General features: G+C 64.1%; 13 protein-coding genes. 4 read left to right on the forward strand and 9 right to left on the reverse strand.

Annotated elements, in window-relative coordinates; all coding sequences use genetic code 11:
- Positions 1-105: 105 nt before the first annotated feature.
- Positions 106-1854: a ParB/RepB/Spo0J family partition protein gene (locus AC58D2_RS11280; RefSeq protein WP_497390300.1), complete on the reverse strand. Its 1749-nt coding sequence runs from the start codon at positions 1852-1854 to the stop codon at positions 106-108.
- A gap of 731 nt (positions 1855-2585) precedes the next feature.
- Between AC58D2_RS11280 and AC58D2_RS11285 the strand changes: the two genes are divergently transcribed.
- The 4 genes from AC58D2_RS11285 to AC58D2_RS11300 all read left to right on the forward strand — a co-directional run bounded on the left by AC58D2_RS11285 (position 2586) and on the right by AC58D2_RS11300 (position 5868).
- Entirely contained in the window at positions 2586-2822 is a 237-nt protein-coding gene (locus tag AC58D2_RS11285; RefSeq protein WP_497390302.1) for a helix-turn-helix transcriptional regulator, read from the forward strand.
- Between the two features lie 46 nt (positions 2823-2868).
- Complete coding sequence (locus AC58D2_RS11290; protein ID WP_497390304.1) at positions 2869-3015, forward strand: hypothetical protein; 147 nt, start codon at positions 2869-2871, stop codon at positions 3013-3015.
- Between the two features lie 76 nt (positions 3016-3091).
- On the forward strand, positions 3092-4726 hold the full coding sequence (locus AC58D2_RS11295; protein WP_497390306.1) for a recombinase family protein: 1635 nt from the start codon (positions 3092-3094) through the stop codon (positions 4724-4726).
- Between the two features lie 53 nt (positions 4727-4779).
- Entirely contained in the window at positions 4780-5868 is a 1089-nt protein-coding gene (locus tag AC58D2_RS11300) for a PA0069 family radical SAM protein (protein WP_497390308.1), read from the forward strand.
- A gap of 242 nt (positions 5869-6110) precedes the next feature.
- Here the strand turns inward: AC58D2_RS11300 and AC58D2_RS11305 are convergent, their stop codons facing one another.
- The 8 genes from AC58D2_RS11305 to guaB all read right to left on the reverse strand — a co-directional run bounded on the left by AC58D2_RS11305 (position 6111) and on the right by guaB (position 17464).
- Positions 6111-7715: a long-chain fatty acid--CoA ligase gene (locus tag AC58D2_RS11305; protein WP_497390310.1), complete on the reverse strand. Its 1605-nt coding sequence runs from the start codon at positions 7713-7715 to the stop codon at positions 6111-6113.
- A 78-nt stretch (positions 7716-7793) separates the two neighbouring features.
- Entirely contained in the window at positions 7794-11285 is a 3492-nt protein-coding gene (gene dnaE / locus AC58D2_RS11310) for a DNA polymerase III subunit alpha (RefSeq protein WP_497390312.1), read from the reverse strand.
- Between the two features lie 80 nt (positions 11286-11365).
- Entirely contained in the window at positions 11366-11839 is a 474-nt protein-coding gene (locus AC58D2_RS11315; protein WP_497390314.1) for a glutathione peroxidase, read from the reverse strand.
- A gap of 48 nt (positions 11840-11887) precedes the next feature.
- Complete coding sequence (locus tag AC58D2_RS11320; protein WP_497390316.1) at positions 11888-12565, reverse strand: ABC transporter ATP-binding protein; 678 nt, start codon at positions 12563-12565, stop codon at positions 11888-11890.
- Positions 12558-13808, reverse strand: a complete 1251-nt coding sequence (locus tag AC58D2_RS11325) for a lipoprotein-releasing ABC transporter permease subunit (protein ID WP_497390318.1) — start codon at positions 13806-13808, stop codon at positions 12558-12560. The genes AC58D2_RS11320 and AC58D2_RS11325 overlap by 8 nt, the downstream gene beginning before the upstream one ends.
- Before the next feature lie 376 nt (positions 13809-14184).
- The gene (locus tag AC58D2_RS11330; protein ID WP_497390320.1) at positions 14185-14733 is read right to left on the reverse strand and encodes a tetratricopeptide repeat protein; all 549 of its coding nucleotides are present in this window, start codon (positions 14731-14733) and stop codon (positions 14185-14187) included.
- Positions 14734-14744: 11 nt separating this feature from the next.
- On the reverse strand, positions 14745-15935 hold the full coding sequence (locus AC58D2_RS11335; protein ID WP_497390322.1) for an RsmB/NOP family class I SAM-dependent RNA methyltransferase: 1191 nt from the start codon (positions 15933-15935) through the stop codon (positions 14745-14747).
- Positions 15936-16006: 71 nt separating this feature from the next.
- Positions 16007-17464: an IMP dehydrogenase gene (gene guaB / locus AC58D2_RS11340; protein WP_497390324.1), complete on the reverse strand. Its 1458-nt coding sequence runs from the start codon at positions 17462-17464 to the stop codon at positions 16007-16009.
- Between the last annotated feature and the right edge of the window lie 232 nt (positions 17465-17696).

Here is a 17696-nt window from a genome sequence, read left to right on the forward strand (position 1 = left end):
GCAATGCCCGCGACTTGGCAAGAGCAGAATGCCCGGCGCTCTGCGCCGGGCAAAAATCTGGAGGAACGGCAAAGCCGCTCCCCCGATGACGATAGTGGGAACGAGTCAGGCGGCTTGGCGCATCTCCGGCTCCTCCTCGACCGGGGCAGTGAGGGCCGCGATGCGTTCGCTGCGCTCGACACAGCCGATCCCGCCGCGATCCGTGTAGCCCGACGGCGGAAAGACGAACCAGCGAGGCAACCAGCCCTCGATCTTCGTCCGGCCATTGCTGCCAGTGAGGCAATCGACGAGGATGCCGCGCTGCACCTTGGCGGTCGCGTCGGCATTGGCTTCGGCAACGTCGGCCCCTGCGACCTCGGCGACGATGGCAGTCAGAAGCTGTTTGTCGCGGATCAGGTCGGGCAGAACGGTGGTATCGTCCCAACAGGTCCGCATGTCAGTGCCGAGTGTCTGGCCCAGCAAATCTACCTCGGCGCTGGCGACGGCCAACGTCTCGCCCATTACGACGGGCAGAATGCCCATCACCGCCTCGTCGGACAGCGCCGCCAAGCGGACGAGTAGCCCCGCGACACCATGATCGCCGTCATAGCCACCAACCACGGTCGGTGCTTCGGGATCGAACCCGAGTAACGCCAGTATCTCGCGGCGCTTCGCATCGAACGCCGCCTCGCTCGCCGACACCTCGACGCTCTCGGCAATGGCATCGCTCGCCGCGCGCTGCTTCTCGACATCGACCCGCCATAGCTGCGATCCGACGATGGCATGAGCGACCATCATGCGAAGGGCAATGCCGGTATCGGACAGAAGCGATCCGCGAACGGCGGCATGACGATGAAGGTCAATGTAATTTCCGAGCGCCGCGCTGACCTCGGAGCGGACCGGCTTTGTGGTGTCGATGCCCGCTGTCCCCTTGGCGCGCTGCTTTGCTTCCTTGGCGGTGATATAGCCTTCGTGGAAAGCAACTTCGCCGCGATGGCTGATGGTTACGAAGATCTTGCCGCCCTTCTTCTTCGGGCAGCGTTCATGCTCCCAGCCATTGAAATACACCCCGCGCTCCATGACGACGACATCGCTCCAGCCGCTATCGCGGTAGAAGTGGGCTTGTTTCTCGACCTCGGCCATCTGCGCGGTCCAGAAAACTTCGGCGTCGGCAAAATAGCTGTCCTCGCCGAACAGGTCGGAGACGATCTCGCCGCTGTAGCTCGCGACATCGAACATCGCGACCTTGGCCGCAATCGCGCTGCCGCCGAACAGCCACGCCTTGAGCTGGCTTCCTGTCGGCGCGTGCTTCTCGGGACAATCGACCAGCGCCAGCCATTCGCGCTGCTGCGCCTTGGTCGCGAGAGTCAGATGTCGCATCGTCACCGCATCGATCTTCTCGGTGCGATACATATTGCGAATGCGAGGGAGCAGATTGCCGATGGCGAGCGTCCGCTTCACCTGCAACGGAGTCAGTCCGAAGGTGAGTCCGATGTCCTCGATGCTCCGCCCTTCGCGAACGAGCCGGGTGAAGGATTCACAGCGGTTCACCTCGTCGGGGTCCAAACGGGCGATGTTCTCGATCAGCGAGGCTTCCAAGGCCGCCGCGTCGTCACCTGCCTTCATCACTGCGCAGGGCAGCGGGTCGATGCCGTCCTGTTCCTCGGCAACGGTCAGCGCACAATAATAGCGCCGTTTCCCTGCGACGACCTCGTAGTTGCCGTCCTCTGCTCCGGGCCTGACGATCAATGGCACGAGGATACCGCGCGCCCGCACCGACGGCAGGATATTGGTGATGTCGGGTTTCTTGGCGATCCCGCGCATGTTGGCGGGCGACACGACAAGCCGCGACAGTTCGATATGGATGAATTCCATTGTCTCTCTCCTTGCTCAAAACCACCGCAGCCCCGGCTGAGCGGGGGGAGCGGCGAGAGCGACCGGAGAGGCCCGCCTGCGAGGCAGGGCGCACCCGAAGGGTCGGAACAAAGAGGAGAACCCCGTAGGGGTTGCCCGCTGCCGGGCGGGCCTCAGAGGAGAGCGACGCTCCCACCGCACGGACGGAGGCCATCGCCATCGCGCGGCACGCGCGATGTCCTTCGGGCTGGAACCAGGCTCCGGCCCTTCGCGTCAGTCGATCGTTACGGCGCCAGCCGACGAGACGGCGCGAAGCGGTGGCTCGGTGGAGCGAAGCGGAATAGAGCGCGGTCGCCGAAGGCGGGACGCCATTTTCGATACCGCGGCACCATAATCAGCCCAATCGGCACTGCAATGCCCCACCCATTGCGGGGATCGGGCAAGGTGATGCAGACTGACGCACGGCGGGCAGACCAAGGATAGGAAGTCTGCGACGATATGCGAACGGACATTGCGAACGGCTCATCGGTCGGCGTTTTCGCCATGACACTACGCGGTTCGTTTCCAGACTTTCCCATTGCCGCTTGTCGGCGCCGCGAGCCGCCGATTGGGCGACGTTGTTCGCGGGCGCCTGTTTTTGCATCCTATGCTTCGATTGCGGCGAACGACGGCGCAAAGGCAGTTGCACAGCAAACGTCCATGTTCAAAATTTGCTCGCAGGGGGCGTCGTCAACTATCGGCTGTTGGAGATAATGTCTGTGCCCTCTCCTGAACGTATCATCCGCCTCAAGACCGTCCTCGACCGCACCGGCCTGTCGCGCTCGACCATTTATCGCAAGATGGCCGAAGGCACCTTCCCGCCGCGATTGAAGATCGGCGTCCACGGGGCCGGTTGGCATGAATCGGCGATCGATCGCTGGGTTGCGAACCCAGCCGCCTATCGCCCCGACAATGAAAATGATGCGGAGCGCGGCGATGCACGAGGATGATCCTCTCCCGAAAGGGGCCATCGCTGCCGCCAATGATAATACGCCGATGCTGCGCGCCGCGCAGGTTGACGCGGCGCTGACGCGCATCGCCGAGGCGCTCGGGCGGCATATCGCGTGCGAACATATCCGGGCGCGGAAAGCGGCCAACGACAATGAACCGGGCGAGGAAAACCTAAAGCCCCCGAAGCATTGACGCTAGGGTATCGGCGCGCGACACTGTCTTGTCAGTCGTGCGGGACTTCCGTTCCGCCACTCCAAAGGAAGACATGATGATCCGCGCCGCGCTCTATGCCCGCTATTCCTCCGATCAGCAGAGTTCGGCGTCGATCGCCGACCAGCAGCGTATCTGCCGTGAGCGCGCGGAGCGCGAAGGCTGGCAGCTTGTCGGCAGCTACGAGGACGCGGCCATCTCGGGCGCGAGCATGATCCTGCGTCCCGGTATCCAGAAGCTGCTGGCCGATGCTCAAGCCGGGAAGTTCGATATCGTCGTCGCCGAGGCGCTTGATCGCGTATCACGCGATCAAGCCGACGTTGCGACGCTCTTCAAGCATCTCCAGTTCGCGCGGGTACCGCTCGTCACCCTCGCCGAGGGAGAAATCTCCGAGCTGCACGTAGGGCTCAAGGGGACGATGAACGCGCTGTTCCTGAAAGACCTTGCAAAGAAGACGCATCGCGGGCTGCGCGGGCGGGTCGAACAGGGCTTCTCCGCTGGCGCAGTCGGCTATGGCTACCGCATGGTCCGCCGCCTCACGAGCGAAGGCGAACTGGTGCGCGGCGAACGCGAAATCGATCCGGCGCAGGCGCTGATCGTCGAGCGCGTCTTCCGCGAGTTCGCGGACGGCAAGAGCCCGCTTGCGATCGCGCGCGATCTCAACGCCGATGGCATCCCCGGCCCGAAAGGCCTTGCGTGGCGCGACACGAGCATCCGCGGTGACGTGCGGCGCGGGACCGGCATCATCAACAACGAGCTTTATGTCGGGGTCCGGGTCTGGAACCACAAACATTATGTTACCGATCCGGGCAGCGGTAAAAGCGTCACCCGCTTCAATCCTGAATCCGAATGGATCAGGAACGAGGTGCCGGAGCTTCGCATCGTCAGCGATGAGATGTGGCAAGCGGCCAAGCGCCAACAGGCGACGCTTGCCGAGCGCTATGCTGGCGTCAAGGAAGCTGCACAGGCGCGTGCGCTTCTGAACGCCCGGCGTCCCGCCTATCTGCTGTCCGGGCTCCTCGAATGCGGCATCTGTGGCGACAACTATGCGATCGTCGTCGACGACCGCTATGGCTGCGTCGGCCACCATCGCGGTCGCTCCTGTTCCAACGGTCGGACGATCCGGCGCGAGGCACTGGAGCGCCGGGCGTTCGCCGGCATTGCTGACCGGCTCGTATCGGCCGACAAGATCGAGGCGGCCGTGGCCGCCTATGCGGCGCATATCAATCGCGAGAACCGCGAGCAGCGCATCCAGGCGGACGCAGACAACCGCGCGCTGGCGAAGATAGACAAAGCCGTCGCGGGCATCATGGCGGCGATCGAAGACGGTCTGTATCAGCCGACGATGAAGGCGCGCATGGCCGAACTTGAACGCGACCGCGCCGAAATCATCGCGCGTCTTGCAGTGGCGCCGCAAGGCATCCCGGATATCCATCCCGGCATCGCCGAAATCTACAAGCGCAAGGTCGCGGCGCTGACTGACACGCTCAAAGACCCCGAAACGCAGCTCGATGCCTCAAGCGACATCCGTTCGCTCGTCGGCAAGATCGTCCTGCATCCCGGCGAGAAGCGCGGCGAAGTTCATGCCACCCTCCACGGCTCGCTCATGGGGATTCTCGACTTCGCAAACGATACCCCCCAACCCGAGGCTCGCCGAGTTATAACATCGGTGGCCCCGGGTTCGCGGGAATGACGAAATGGAATATTGTTCTTTCTTTGTTCTCGGCGGCACCTTATCTTCGGCGGGTGGAATCGTCGAAGCCCCTGCCCCCGATCGCCGGCCGCGGCGCGCCGACGAATCTGCGCCCGACGCGGACCGGCTCGCTCGAGCGCGCGGCGGACGGCGACTGGCTCGACGCGGCCGAAGAGATCGACGGCGCGGCGGCGCCGCTACGTACCACGGTGATGGTCGAGTACCCCAAGACGATCATCGCGCGAAATAAATCGCCCGACATCGGCTTCGACCGCTCGATCAATCCCTATCGCGGCTGCGAACACGGCTGCATCTATTGCTTCGCGCGCCCGACCCACGCCTTCCACGACCTGTCGCCGGGGCTCGATTTCGAAAGCCGGCTGTTTGCGAAACCCGATGCCGCGAAACTCTTGCGACAGGAACTGGCGAAGCGTGGCTACAAACCCGCTCCGCTCGCGATCGGCACGAATACCGACGGCTATCAGCCGATCGAGCGCGAATGGCGCGTCACCCGCTCGGTGATCGAGGTGCTTGCGGAGACAAGGCATCCCTTGCTGATCACCACCAAGTCCGACCGGCTGCTGCGCGATATCGACCTTCTCGCCGATATGGCGCGCGACAATCTGGTCGGCGTCGCGATTTCGGTGACGACGCTCGATCCGAAGGTCGCGCGCACGCTCGAGCCGCGAGCGCCGCATCCGCAGCGGCGGCTCGCAGCGATACGGACGCTGATCGACGCCGGGGTGCCGACGCAGGTCAACATCTCGCCGATCATCCCCGCGATCACCGATCACGAGATAGAGGCGATCATGGCGGCGGCAGCCGGGGTCGGAGCGATTCGTGCTTCGTACATTCTGATGCGCCTGCCGTTCGAGGTTGCGCCGCTGTTCCGCGCCTGGCTCGACGCGCATTTCCCCGACCGCGCCGCAAAGGTGATGAACATGGTGCAGGACATTCGCGGCGGGCGCGACAATGATCCGAACTTCTTCACTCGCATGAAGGGACACGGGATCTGGCCGCAGCTGATCCGCCAGCGCGTCAAGCGCGCCGCGCGCGAACATGGCATGGACCGCAGTTTTCCATCGCTCAGCTGCGACCTGTTCCGCCCGCCCGAACGCGACGGGCAGATGGAGTTGTTTTGAAAATCCCGTCGCCCCCGCGAAGGCGGGGGCCGCTGGCGTCGCGCTGAAGCGATAGAGCGCGATCAACTTTGAGTGAAGCGTTTGCAAAGGGCGTGTGTCCCCGCGAAGGCGGGGACCCATCTCCGGCCGGTTCAAGCTGGCACCAGCAGCAGATGGGCTCCCGCCTTCGCGGGAGCACACGCGTTTCAATGAAAGAGGATCATGCTCTAGCGGCCCCAGCCTTCGCTGGGGCGACGGGTGGTTCAAGCCCCCACCAGCGACTTCAGCTTGTAATCCTTGTAATCGTCGCGAATCTGGCGCTTCAATATCTTGCCGGTCGCGGTGTGTGGCAGTTCGTCGACGAAAACGATTTCGTCGGGCAGCCACCATCTCGCGACTTTGTCCTTCAAATAGTCGAGGATGCTCGCCTCGCTCACCTCTGCGCCCGGCTTCTTCACGATCAGCAGGATCGGCCGCTCGTCCCACTTGGGGTGATAGACGCCGACCGCCGCGGCCTCCTGCACCCCCGGCGCACCCACCGCGGCATTTTCCAGCTCGATCGAGCTGATCCACTCGCCGCCCGACTTGATGACATCTTTTGCGCGGTCGGTGATCTGCATGACGCCGTCGGGGTGGATGACCGACACGTCGCCGGTGTCGAACCAGTCGCTCCCGTCGACCGCATCCTCGTCGGCGCGGAAATAGCGCTGGATGATCCACGGCCCGCGGATCTGCAATCGACCGCTCGTTTCGCCGTCGCGCGGCAGTTCGTTGCCTTCGTCGTCGACGACCCGCAACTCGACGCCAAACGGCGGACAGCCCTGACGGCAGACCATGTCGACCTGCGCGTCGAAGCTCATCTCGTCCCAGTTCCACGGGCGCTTGCCCATCGTTCCGATCGGGCTGGTTTCGGTCATGCCCCAGGCATGGCCAACGTCGATGCCGGCGCGCATGAAGCGCTCGATCATCGCGCGCGGCGCCGCCGAGCCGCCGATGATCACGCGCTTGAGCTTGCCGTAGCCGATCCCCGTCGCGTCCATATGCGCGAACATGGCGATCCACACGGTCGGAACCCCGGCGCTGTGCGTCACCCCTTCGTCGTGCATCAGGTCGCAGAGCACTTGCGCGTCGTTGGTCGCCGAAAAGACAAGCTTTGCGCCCACGGTCGCGGCGGCGTAGGGCACGCCCCAGCTGTTGGCGTGGAACATCGGCACGATCGGCAGCACCACGCTGCGGTTCGAAAGGTCGAACACGTCGGGCTGGATTTCGGTGATCGCATGGATGACGTTCGAGCGATGCTCATAGAGCACGCCCTTGGGATTGCCCGTCGTGCCGCTGGTGTAGCAAAGTCCCACCGGGTCGCGCTCGTCGAGTTCGACCCATTCAAAGCGTCCGTCCTCGGCATCGAGCAGATCGCGGTACGAGAGATAGCCATCCCGCGCGGGCGCATCGAACAGCACGAAATGTTCGACTGTCGGCAGCTGGTCGCGCAGCCGCTCGACGATCGGCAGGAAGGCGGCGTCGAAAAAGAGCATCCGGTCTTCGGCATGGTTGACGATATAGACGAGTTGTTCGTCGAAGAGCCGCGGGTTGACCGTATGGAGAACCCCGCCCATCCCCGCGGTGCCGTACCAGCTGACAAGGTGGTGACCGTGGTTCATCGCGAGCGTCGCGATCCGGTCGCCCTTCTGAATGCCGAGCTTCGTGAGCGCGGCGGCGAAACGCCGCGCATCGACGCCCACCTCGCCCCACGTCGATCGCGTCATGCTGCCGTCGGCCCAGCGCGTGACGACCTCGCGGCCGGCATGCTCGCGCGCGGCGTGGTCGATCAGGCTGGTAACGAGTAACGGCTGGCCCTGCATTCCCATATCGGCATCCTCTCTGGCGTTTCCCAAGGGATAAGCGGGATTTTGCGGGGTGCAAGCCTTAGAGTCCTGACCCTAGCCTCAGCCGCGGACCCTGAAATCACCCGGGGTATAGAGCGACAGCGCCGGTTCGCTGACGCCCGCCATCATCTCCAGCCGCGCGACGACGTCCGGGTTCAGCGCGAAGTTGCGGCCGAGCCGGATGCGGATCGTCTCACCCGTGCCCGCATCGCCGGTGGCCACGATGACGCGCCCGCGCGCATCGTCGCGGCGCTCGAGCAGCGCCGCCATTTCTCCGATCGCTTCGGGCAAGTCCACCCGGCATGTCAGTTGCAGCGTCGCCGTCGCGGCGATGTCCGTCAGCGATTGCGCGCCGCGCACCGTCACACGCGGTGTTTCTTCGCCTTCGAGCAGGTCGAGTTCGACGGCAAGCAGTGCGCAGCCCCCTTCGGCGGCAAGCGTTTCCAATATCTTGCCTGCCCCCTCATCGAAGCAGCTCGACTGAAATTGCCCGCTGCGGTCGGACAATGTCAGGTTCAGAAAGCGATTGCCGCGCTGCGACACGCGTGGACGCGCGCTTTCCACCATCGCCGCCATCGTCATGGGCACGCGCGTGCCCGGTACCATGTCGACATTTTCACAGATGTCGCCATAGCTTCGCGCACCGCGCGCCGCGACGATCGCCTCATATTGCTCGACCGGATGTGCCGAGAAGTAGAAGCCGAACGCGTCTTTTTCCCGCGTCATACGCTCGGCCAGCGTCCACGGTTCGGCGGCGGACAGCTGAAGCACGGGGGCAAGGTCGACGTCGCCCCCGAACAGCCCGCCCTGCCCCGTCGATCGCTCGTGCGCCGAACTGTTTGCACAGGCAAGCAACGCCTCGGCACCGGCGAAGGCGCGCGGACGGTCGGGCTCGATACCGTCGAACGCGCCGGCGGCGGCGAGCGCCTCGATCTGACGGCGATTGAGCAATTTCGGGTCGATCCGCCCTGCAAAATCGTCGAGGCTGGCGAAATCGCCGCGCGCCTGCCGCTCGGCGACAAGCTGTTCCATCGCCTTTTCGCCGACGCCCTTGAGCGCGCCGAGTGCATATCGCACCACCAGTCCCTCGTCGGTCTCGCTGACTGAAAAATCGGCCTCGCTCTCATTCACCGACGGCGGCGCGATCGCGACGTCAAGCCGGCGCATATCGTCGATAAAGATCGATAGCTTGTCGGTTTGATGGCTGTCGTACGACATCGATGCGGCAAAAAATTCATGGGGATGATGCGCCTTCAGCCAGGCGGTCTGATAAGCGAGCAACGCATAGGCGGCGGCATGGCTCTTGTTGAAACCATAGCCTGCGAATTTGTCGATCAAATCGAACAGCTCGTTCGCCTTTTTTGCGTCGATGTCATTATGTTCGGCGCAGCCGGCGACGAAGGTTTCGCGCTGCGCGTCCATTTCGGCCTGGATCTTCTTGCCCATCGCGCGGCGCAACAGGTCGGCGCCGCCAAGGCTGTAGCCGGCGAGAATCTGCGCCGCCTGCATGACCTGTTCCTGATAGACGAAGATGCCGTAGGTTTCGGCAAGAATGCCCTCGAGCAGCGGATGGGGGTAAGCGATCGCTTCCCGTCCGTTCTTGCGCGCGCCGAACAGCGGAATATTGTCCATCGGCCCGGGGCGATAGAGCGCCACCAGCGCGATGATGTCGCCGAAATTGGTCGGTTTCACCGCCGACAGCGTCCGCCGCATCCCTTCGGATTCAAGCTGAAACACGCCGACGGTGTCGCCGCGCTGGAGCAGCTGATAAACCCCCTGATCGTCCCACGCGAGCGTATCCAGATCGACGTCGACCCCGCGCAGCGCGAGCAGTCGCCGTGCCTCCCTGAGCACCGACAGCGTCTTGAGACCCAAAAAGTCGAACTTCACCAGTCCCGCGGTTTCGACGAACTTCATGTCGAACTGCGTCACCGGCATGTCCGAGCGCGGATCCCTGTAGAGCGGCACAAGCTGGTCGAGCGGCCGGTCACCGATCACGACGCCCGCCGCGTGGGTCGAGCTGTGCCGCGGCAAGCCCTCCAGTTGGCGCGCCATGTCGAACAGACGGCGTACCCCGTCGTCCTGCTTATATTCGGTCATCAGTTCCGACACGCCGTTCAGCGCGCGCTCGAGCGTCCACGGATCGGTCGGATGATTGGGCACCAGTTTTGCGAGCCGGTCGACCTGGCCATAGCTCATCTGGAGCACGCGGCCGGTATCCTTCAGTACCGCGCGCGCCTTCAGCTTTCCGAAGGTGATGATCTGCGCAACCGTATCGCGTCCGTATTTTTCCTGCACATAACGGATCACCTCGCCGCGGCGGGTTTCGCAGAAGTCGATATCGAAGTCGGGCATCGACACGCGTTCGGGGTTGAGGAAGCGTTCGAACAGCAGGCCGAGCTTCAGCGGATCGAGATCGGTGATGGTCAGCGCCCAGGCAACGACGCTCCCTGCACCCGAGCCGCGCCCCGGACCAACCGGAATATCGTGCGTCTTTGCCCATTTGATGAAATCGGCGACGATCAGAAAATAGCCGGGAAACCCCATCTGGGTGATAACGTCGATCTCGAAATCGAGGCGCTCGACATAGGCCAGCCGTTCTTCGGCGGTAAGCCCCTCGTAAAGCGCAAGCCGCGTTTCGAGACCGGCGTGGGCATCCGCCTTGAGCTGCGCGGCTTCGCCCTCGCGATCCCCCGCAAGGCTTGGCAGGATCGGCTTGCGCTTCGGCGCCATGAAGGCGCAACGCTGCGCGACGACCAGCGTGTTGCGGATCGCTTCCGGTAAATCCGAAAAGGCGTCCTCCATTGCCTCCGCCGGCTTCAGCCAGGCCTCGGGATTGGAGACGCGCCGGTCCTCGCTTTCGACATAGGCCGACTGCGCGATGCACAGCATCGCATCGTGCGCCGGGTGGAACTGCGGCTCGACGAAGTTTGCCGGATTGGTCGCGACGAGCGGCAACGCTCGCGCATAGGCCATGTCGACCAACGCAGCTTCCGCGGCCTTTTCGACCGGATCGCCCCGCCGCGACAACTCGATATACAGGCGCCCGCCGAACAGCGCCTCGAGTTGCTCGATATAATCATCGGCAGCCGTTTTCTGCTCGTCGGCCAGCAGCCGCGCCAATGCCCCTTCTCCGCCGCCGGTCAGGCAGATCAGCCCATCGGTCTTTCCCGCGAGCGCAGGCAATGCGACATGCGGCTCCTGTTCGATCGGTCGGTCGAGATGGGCAGCCGACACGAGGGCACAAAGATTGTCATAGCCGACATCGTCTTGGGCATAGAGCGCGATCCAGTCGATCAGCGGGGCGCCGCTGGCAAGCCGCTGTCCGGGGCGAGCCACGCTGAGAAAGGCGCCGACGATGGGCTGAACCCCTGCGGCCTTGCACGCGTCGCCAAAAGCCATGACGCCATACAGCCCGTTGCGATCGGCAACTGCAACCGCAGGAAAACCGCGCTCGCGCGCCGCTTTCGCAATGGCTTTGGGGTCGATCGCCCCTTCGAGCATCGTGTAGCTGGAAAAGACGCGGAGAGGGACAAAGGGGCTATAGGCCATCGCGGGACGCTAGGCACATGCGACGATTCGGGGAAGGCCCGATTGCGCTCCGTCGAACTCGCAAAGGCGAGGGCGGCGGTTCAGAGCAAGGCTTCAATCTCTTGCCTCAGCGCCTCGGGTTTGGTCGTCGGCGCGTGCCGCGACACGACCTTGCCGTCGCGATCGACGAGGAATTTGGTGAAATTCCATTTGATCGCGCTGCCGAGCAGACCGGTTTTTTGCTTTTTCAGATGCTTGAAAATCGGATCGGCATCGTCGCCGTTGACGTCGATCTTTGCCATCAGGGGAAAGCTGACATCATAGGTCAGCGAACAGAAATTCCTGATTTCCTCTGCATCGCCGGGCTCTTGAGCCCCGAACTGGTTGCAGGGAAAGGCCAGGATTTCGAGGCCGCGGTCCTTGTAATCCCGATACAGCTCTTCGAGCCCCTCATATTGCGGCGTGAACCCGCACTTCGAAGCGGTGTTGACGATAAGCAGAACCTTTCCCCTGTAGTCGGCCAGCGATTGCGCGCCGCCGCCGGGCAGTTTTGCCGAAAGATCGTAAAGTGCCATGATTCCCTCCCCTGTCGGTTGAAAGTCGGGTCGATGGGATGCCCGATCCTACGGCTCGATATGCCCCTCGTGCAAGCGCCATACGCGATCCATTTTGGATGCGAGCCGCTCGTTGTGCGTCGCGACCAGAGCGGCGGAGCCATGATCGCGGACCAGCTTCACGAACTGGTCGAATACGCGGTCGGCCGTCGTCTCGTCGAGGTTGCCGGTGGGCTCGTCCGCGAGGACGAGGAGCGGGCGATTGGCCAGCGCGCGGGCAACGGCGACACGCTGCTGCTCGCCGCCCGACAGCTTGCTTGGTTTGTGGTGAAGCCGCTCGGCGAGGCCCAGCCGTCCCAGCAAATCGGCCGCGCGCTCTTCGGCTTCCAGCTGCGGCGTCCCGCGGATGAGCTGCGGCAGAACGACGTTTTCGATCGCGTTGAAATCGGGGAGGAGGTGATGGAACTGATAGACGAAACCGATCTTTTCGCGCCGCGTCTTCGTCCTGTCGCCCTGGCCCAGCCGCGTGACGTCCTCGCCATCGATGCGGATCGTTCCTTCGAAGCCCCCTTCGAGAAGCCCGACGGCCTGAAGCATCGTGGATTTGCCCGATCCCGACGGGCCGAGCAGCGCGACGATCTCGCCACGCCGCAGCACCGCGTCGATGCCGCGCAGCACGTCGATCGTAACGCCGGCCTGTACAAAGCTGCGCTTGAGGCCCGCAAGTTCGAGCGTCGCGTCAGTCATAGCGCAGCACCTGCACAGGGTCGGTATTCGCTGCCTTGAATGCCGGGTAGAGCGTCGCGAGGAAGCTGAACACGACCGCCATGACCGCGATACCGACGATTTCTACCGGATCGGGCTTCGACGGCAATTCGGTGAGGAAGCGTATCGACGGATCCCATAAGGGCTGCCCGGTAATGAACTCGGCCCCGCGCAGCACTCCCTGACGGAAATAGAGCAAGGAAAAGCCGATGATCATGCCCACGATCGTGCCCGAGATGCCGATCGACAGCCCGATCGCCATGAAGATGCGCAAAACCGAATCCCTGGGCGCGCCCATCGTGCGCAGGATCGCCATGTCGCGCGTTTTGGCTCGAACCAGCATGATGAGCGACGACACGATGTTGAACGCCGCCACCAGCACGATCAGGGAGAGAATCACGAACATCGCGACACGTTCGACCGACAAGGCTTCGAAAAGACTGCTGTTCATCGATCGCCAGTCGGATATGACCGCCTGCGCCGCGACCTTCTGACGCAGGGGCTCCAATATCTCGCCGACCTTGTCGGGGTCCGTCGTCTGCACCTCGATCATCCCGATCTGGTCGCCCGACAGCAGCAGCAATTGCGCATCCTGCATCGGCATGACGACATAGGCCTTGTCGAAATCATACACGCCGATTTCGAAGACGGCCGACACGCGATAGGCGATTTCGCGATAGGTCGTTCCGAACGGCGTCGAGCGGCCCGACGGGTTGATGATACTGATCGTCGAACCGACCTGCGCGCCGAGGTTGCGCGCGAGCTCGCTGCCGATCGCGACATTGCCCGCCCCGGGGGACAGCGTATCGAGCCTGCCCTGAAGAACCTTTGCGTTGAGCGACGGATTCTTGAGGATGTCGGATACCAGCATCCCGCGTACGAGAACGCCTTCGACCCGCCCGTTCGACGTCGCGAGCAGCGGTTGTTCTATGATCGGGGTGGCCGAGGTCACGCCAGGGGTGGCCCGCGCCTCCTTCAGCACATCCTGCCAGTTGTCGAGCCTGCCGCCGAAGCCCTGGACAACCGCATGGCCGTTGATCCCGACGATCTTGTCGAAAAGGTCGGAGCGCACGCCGTTCATCACGCTCATCACGATCACGAGCGCCGCAACACCCAGCGTAACGGCAATGAAACTGAAAGCGGCGGCCACGAAGATAAATCCCTCGCCGCGCTGCGGAAGCAGATAACGTTTGAAGATGGCGCGTTCGTAGGGACGCAATATCATGGGATCGATCGGTCCTTCAGAACGCATGCGCAGTCACACATAGGCGGCTGCTTTAGGGACGCGAGCCGAACCTGGCAATGGTCGCGGATGCGATCAAGCTGCGAGTGATTCGCAAAATATGTTGCCGATCGGACACAGGGCGGCGCAAAAGCATCACTTACCCCGTTCCGAGGCGTGACAAAGCCCCGCCGGCACCCTAGCCCTTGGTTTCTGGTTCAACGCGGCCCAAAGGCCCGGCTCCAGGGAGTGTAGGCCATTCGCCTGGCCTGCATATAGGGGGATGGCGACGTTCGTCACAGGCGCCCGGGTCTCGAAAGAGGCCCGGGCGTTGTGATTCGCGAGGCACGGTGTCGCGGAGCCAGGATCGTGACCCTAGCTAGTTCTGGCCGGTCGTCGCGGTTGTCACAACCGGCTTTGGCGCGATCGCCTCGGCTGCAACGACGCGCTTGGCGTCCCCGGCAGCCGCGATTGTCTTTTCCAAAGCCGCGACCTGCGGACAGGTCCCCTTGCAGACGCGCTGCGCATCGGCGAGCTTTTCGCGAGCGACCGCAATCGCCCCCTTGTCGGCGAGCGCTTCACCCTGCCCCGCCAGCGCGATCACGTCATTCGGTTCCAGAAGCAGCGCCTCTCGATAAAGACCGACCGCCTTGCCCGGCAAGCCTTGCGCACGCGCGACCTGTGCGAGCGCGATGATCGCCGAACGGTTCCGCGGATCGGCCGCAAGCGCCGATTCATAATAGCCCACTGCGACGTCGAGGTCGCCCTGATGCTGGGCGGCCTCGCCCTGCTGTTGCAGCGCGACCGATGTCGGCAATATGTCGTTGTCGGCGCGTTGCGCGTCCGAAGCGGTTGGCAGACTGGCGAGGATCAGGCCGGCGGAGAGAGCCAGAAAGCTGACGCGCATTGCATTCTCCCATTTCTTCATGCCCGAAGATGCTAACATGGCGCCGTCAGCCTTGCGAGGAAAAAGCCGTCGCAGCCATCGCGGCCCGGAGTCAGCAGGAATCCTCCGCCCGCCGCGCGCCCAACCCCCTCGGGAAGAACGCCGCTATCGGCCGTCCAGCCGGGATGCCTGCCAAGAAAATCAGCCACCTGAGCCCGCCCCTCGCGTTCGATGATCGAACAAACAGCATAGAGGAGCTTACCCCCCGGGGCCACCAAAGCCGCGCCGATATCGGCGAGCCGCGCCTGATCGGCGATGTGGCGTTCGAGCCGCGCCGGGGTCAACCGCCAGCGCAGTTCAGGGCTGCGCCGCCACGTGCCGCTGCCCGAACAGGGGGCATCGACGAATACGTGAGTCGCCTCCCCCCGCCAGTCGGCGAGCATCTCGGCCTCTTGGCCGGGGTTGAGCAGCCGCGTCTCGATCCGCGTTGCGCCCGCGCGATCCGCCCGCGGCGACAACTGCTGAAGCCGTGCACGGCTGGCGTCGCAGGCGAGGATTTCTGCTGCATTTCCGGTGAGCGATGCGATCGCAAGCGTCTTGCCGCCACCGCCGGCGCAAAGGTCGACAACGGCCGAGTCGGGACCAGCGCCCAGCGCGGCCGACGCATATTGGCTGGCCGCGTCCTGAACCTCGAACGCGCCCTCCGAATAGGCCGGACTCTGCGTTACGGCGGTTTCGGGCGGCAGGCGCCAGCCATCGGGAGCCCCCGCGATCGGCTGCCCTTCGGGGAAGAGGGCGGCGAGCGCGTCGCGTTTCGATACGAGGCGGTTGGCGCGAAGGTCGAGGGGCGCGCGCGCAAGCATCGCGGGGGCTTCGCTTTCGTCGATCGAGGGATCGAACAGATCGATCAGCGCCGGAGACGCAAGCCCGGTTTCCGCTCGCGCCTCCTGGGCATCCGCGATGGCAGGTCCGTAAGGAGATCCATCGAAGCACGCGGCCAGGTCGGGATCGCGATCGGCGAGGGCGAGCATCGCAGCACGTCCGGTCGGCGGCGCCGTGCGGACAGCACGGATCGCATCATATACGTGCGCCCGGATCGCGCGGCGATCTTTCGATCCGGCATAGCGCCGGGCGCGCATCGCCTCCGCGAATATGGCGTCCGCGGGCGGACCGCCCTCTCGCGCCGCGGCTGCAATAACGTCGAGGATCTCGATCGCGGTCTGAACCCGCGCGGCAGGGGTCATGGTATCGACCTTTCTCCCGCGTCATCGCGAGGGACTTTGCGAAACAAAGACGCGCTGTACCTGATGACCGGTCAACCGACCGGATAATTGGGCGCCTCGCGCGTGATCGCGACGTCATGGACATGGCTTTCACGCAGGCCGGCGCCGGTAATCTGGACGAAGGTCGCGCGTTCGCGCAGATCCTTGAGCGTGCGGCTGCCGGTATAGCCCATTGCCGCCTTTACGCCGCCGACGAGCTGGTGAATTACATCCTTGGCCGGACCCTTGAACGGGACCTGTCCCTCGATACCTTCGGGCACCAGCTTCATCTGGTCCTTGATATCCTGTTGGAAATAGCGGTCGGCCGATCCCCGCGCCATTGCCCCGACGCTGCCCATCCCGCGATAGCTCTTGTAGGTCCGCCCCTGGTACAGGAAGGTTTCGCCCGGCGCCTCCGCGGTGCCGGCCAGCAGCGAGCCGACCATCACGCTCGACGCGCCCGCCGCGAGCGCCTTGGCGATATCGCCCGAGGTGCGCAGACCGCCGTCGCCGACAATCGGCACGCCCAGCTTTTCTGCCGTCTCGACGCTGTCGAGGATGGCGGTCAGTTGCGGCACACCGACGCCCGCGACGACGCGCGTCGTACAGATCGATCCCGGACCGATGCCGACCTTGACACCGTCGGCGCCCGCATCGACGAGCGCGCGGGTTGCCTCGCCGGTCGCGACATTGCCTGCCAGCACCTGAACGCGGTTCGACAGCTTCTTGATCTTTTCGACCGTCACACCGACCATCTTGCTGTGACCGTGCGCGGTATCGACGACGATCAGGTCGCATTCGGCATCGAGCAGCGCCTCGGCGCGCTCGACGCCGCTGTCGCCGGTGTTGGTGGCCGCGGCGACGCGCAGCCGGCCGCTCGCGTCCTTGGTGGCGTCCGGATAGGTCACGGCCTTTTCCATATCCTTTACCGTGATCAGGCCCACGCAATGATAGGCGTCGTCGACGACGAGCAGCTTTTCGATACGGCGCTGGTGGAGCAACCGCCGCGCCTCGTCCTGGCCGACGCCCGGCCGGACCGTCGCGAGATTTTCGGCGGTCATCAATTCCCGCACCGGCTGCTTCGGATTTTCCGCGAAGCGCACGTCACGATGGGTCAGGATGCCGACAAGCTTCCCGCCCGCCTCCACAACAGGAATGCCCGAAATATTATGCTGCGCCATCAAGGCGGTCGCATCGGACAGCGAAGCATCGGGCGCGATGGTGATCGGATTGACGATCATGCCGCTCTCGAACCGCTTGACCTGCCGCACCGCCGCCGCCTGCTCCTCGATCGTCAGGTTGCGGTGGAGAACGCCGATGCCCCCGATCTGGGCCATCAGGATCGCCATGTCGGCTTCGGTGACGGTATCCATCGCCGAAGACAGGATCGGGATATTGAGGCTGATCTCGCTCGTCAGCTTTGTCGCAAGATTGGCGTCCGACGGAAGAATATCCGACGGCCCCGGCACCAGCAGCACATCGTCGAAGGTGAGGCCGGTCTTGATCTGCATGAGGTGCCACTTTCTGCTGCGGCGCGGCTTCCGCCCCGGCAGCGAGGGGGCGGCGCGCGCGATTCGTTTGGTGGCGGCCCATGTAACCAGTCGCGACGCGACGCGCCAGTGGGCGCCCAAGGAATATTTCCGCACCGGACAGGAGGGATGGCGCGCGCCGGATGTAACCGGTTGCATCGGATGCGGGCGCCCGTTAGACCTGACACCTCATAGCATATAAGGGGAAGAGGAC

This window comes from Sphingopyxis sp. CR5, from assembly GCF_059693785.1.

Excerpts from the sequence above, each read along its gene's own strand:
- AC58D2_RS11280 (WP_497390300.1), bottom strand. The coding sequence starts at position 1,854 with ATGGAATTCATCCATATCGAACTGTCGCGGCTTGTCGTGTCGCCCGCC.
- AC58D2_RS11285 (WP_497390302.1), top strand. The coding sequence starts at position 2,586 with ATGTCTGTGCCCTCTCCTGAACGTATCATCCGCCTCAAGACCGTCCTC.
- AC58D2_RS11290 (WP_497390304.1), top strand. The coding sequence starts at position 2,869 with ATGCTGCGCGCCGCGCAGGTTGACGCGGCGCTGACGCGCATCGCCGAG.
- AC58D2_RS11295 (WP_497390306.1), top strand. The coding sequence starts at position 3,092 with ATGATCCGCGCCGCGCTCTATGCCCGCTATTCCTCCGATCAGCAGAGT.
- AC58D2_RS11305 (WP_497390310.1), bottom strand. The coding sequence starts at position 7,715 with ATGGGAATGCAGGGCCAGCCGTTACTCGTTACCAGCCTGATCGACCAC.
- dnaE (WP_497390312.1), bottom strand. The coding sequence starts at position 11,285 with ATGGCCTATAGCCCCTTTGTCCCTCTCCGCGTCTTTTCCAGCTACACG.
- AC58D2_RS11315 (WP_497390314.1), bottom strand. The coding sequence starts at position 11,839 with ATGGCACTTTACGATCTTTCGGCAAAACTGCCCGGCGGCGGCGCGCAA.
- AC58D2_RS11320 (WP_497390316.1), bottom strand. The coding sequence starts at position 12,565 with ATGACTGACGCGACGCTCGAACTTGCGGGCCTCAAGCGCAGCTTTGTA.
- AC58D2_RS11325 (WP_497390318.1), bottom strand. The coding sequence starts at position 13,808 with ATGATATTGCGTCCCTACGAACGCGCCATCTTCAAACGTTATCTGCTT.
- AC58D2_RS11330 (WP_497390320.1), bottom strand. The coding sequence starts at position 14,733 with ATGAAGAAATGGGAGAATGCAATGCGCGTCAGCTTTCTGGCTCTCTCC.
- AC58D2_RS11335 (WP_497390322.1), bottom strand. The coding sequence starts at position 15,935 with ATGACCCCTGCCGCGCGGGTTCAGACCGCGATCGAGATCCTCGACGTT.
- guaB (WP_497390324.1), bottom strand. The coding sequence starts at position 17,464 with ATGCAGATCAAGACCGGCCTCACCTTCGACGATGTGCTGCTGGTGCCG.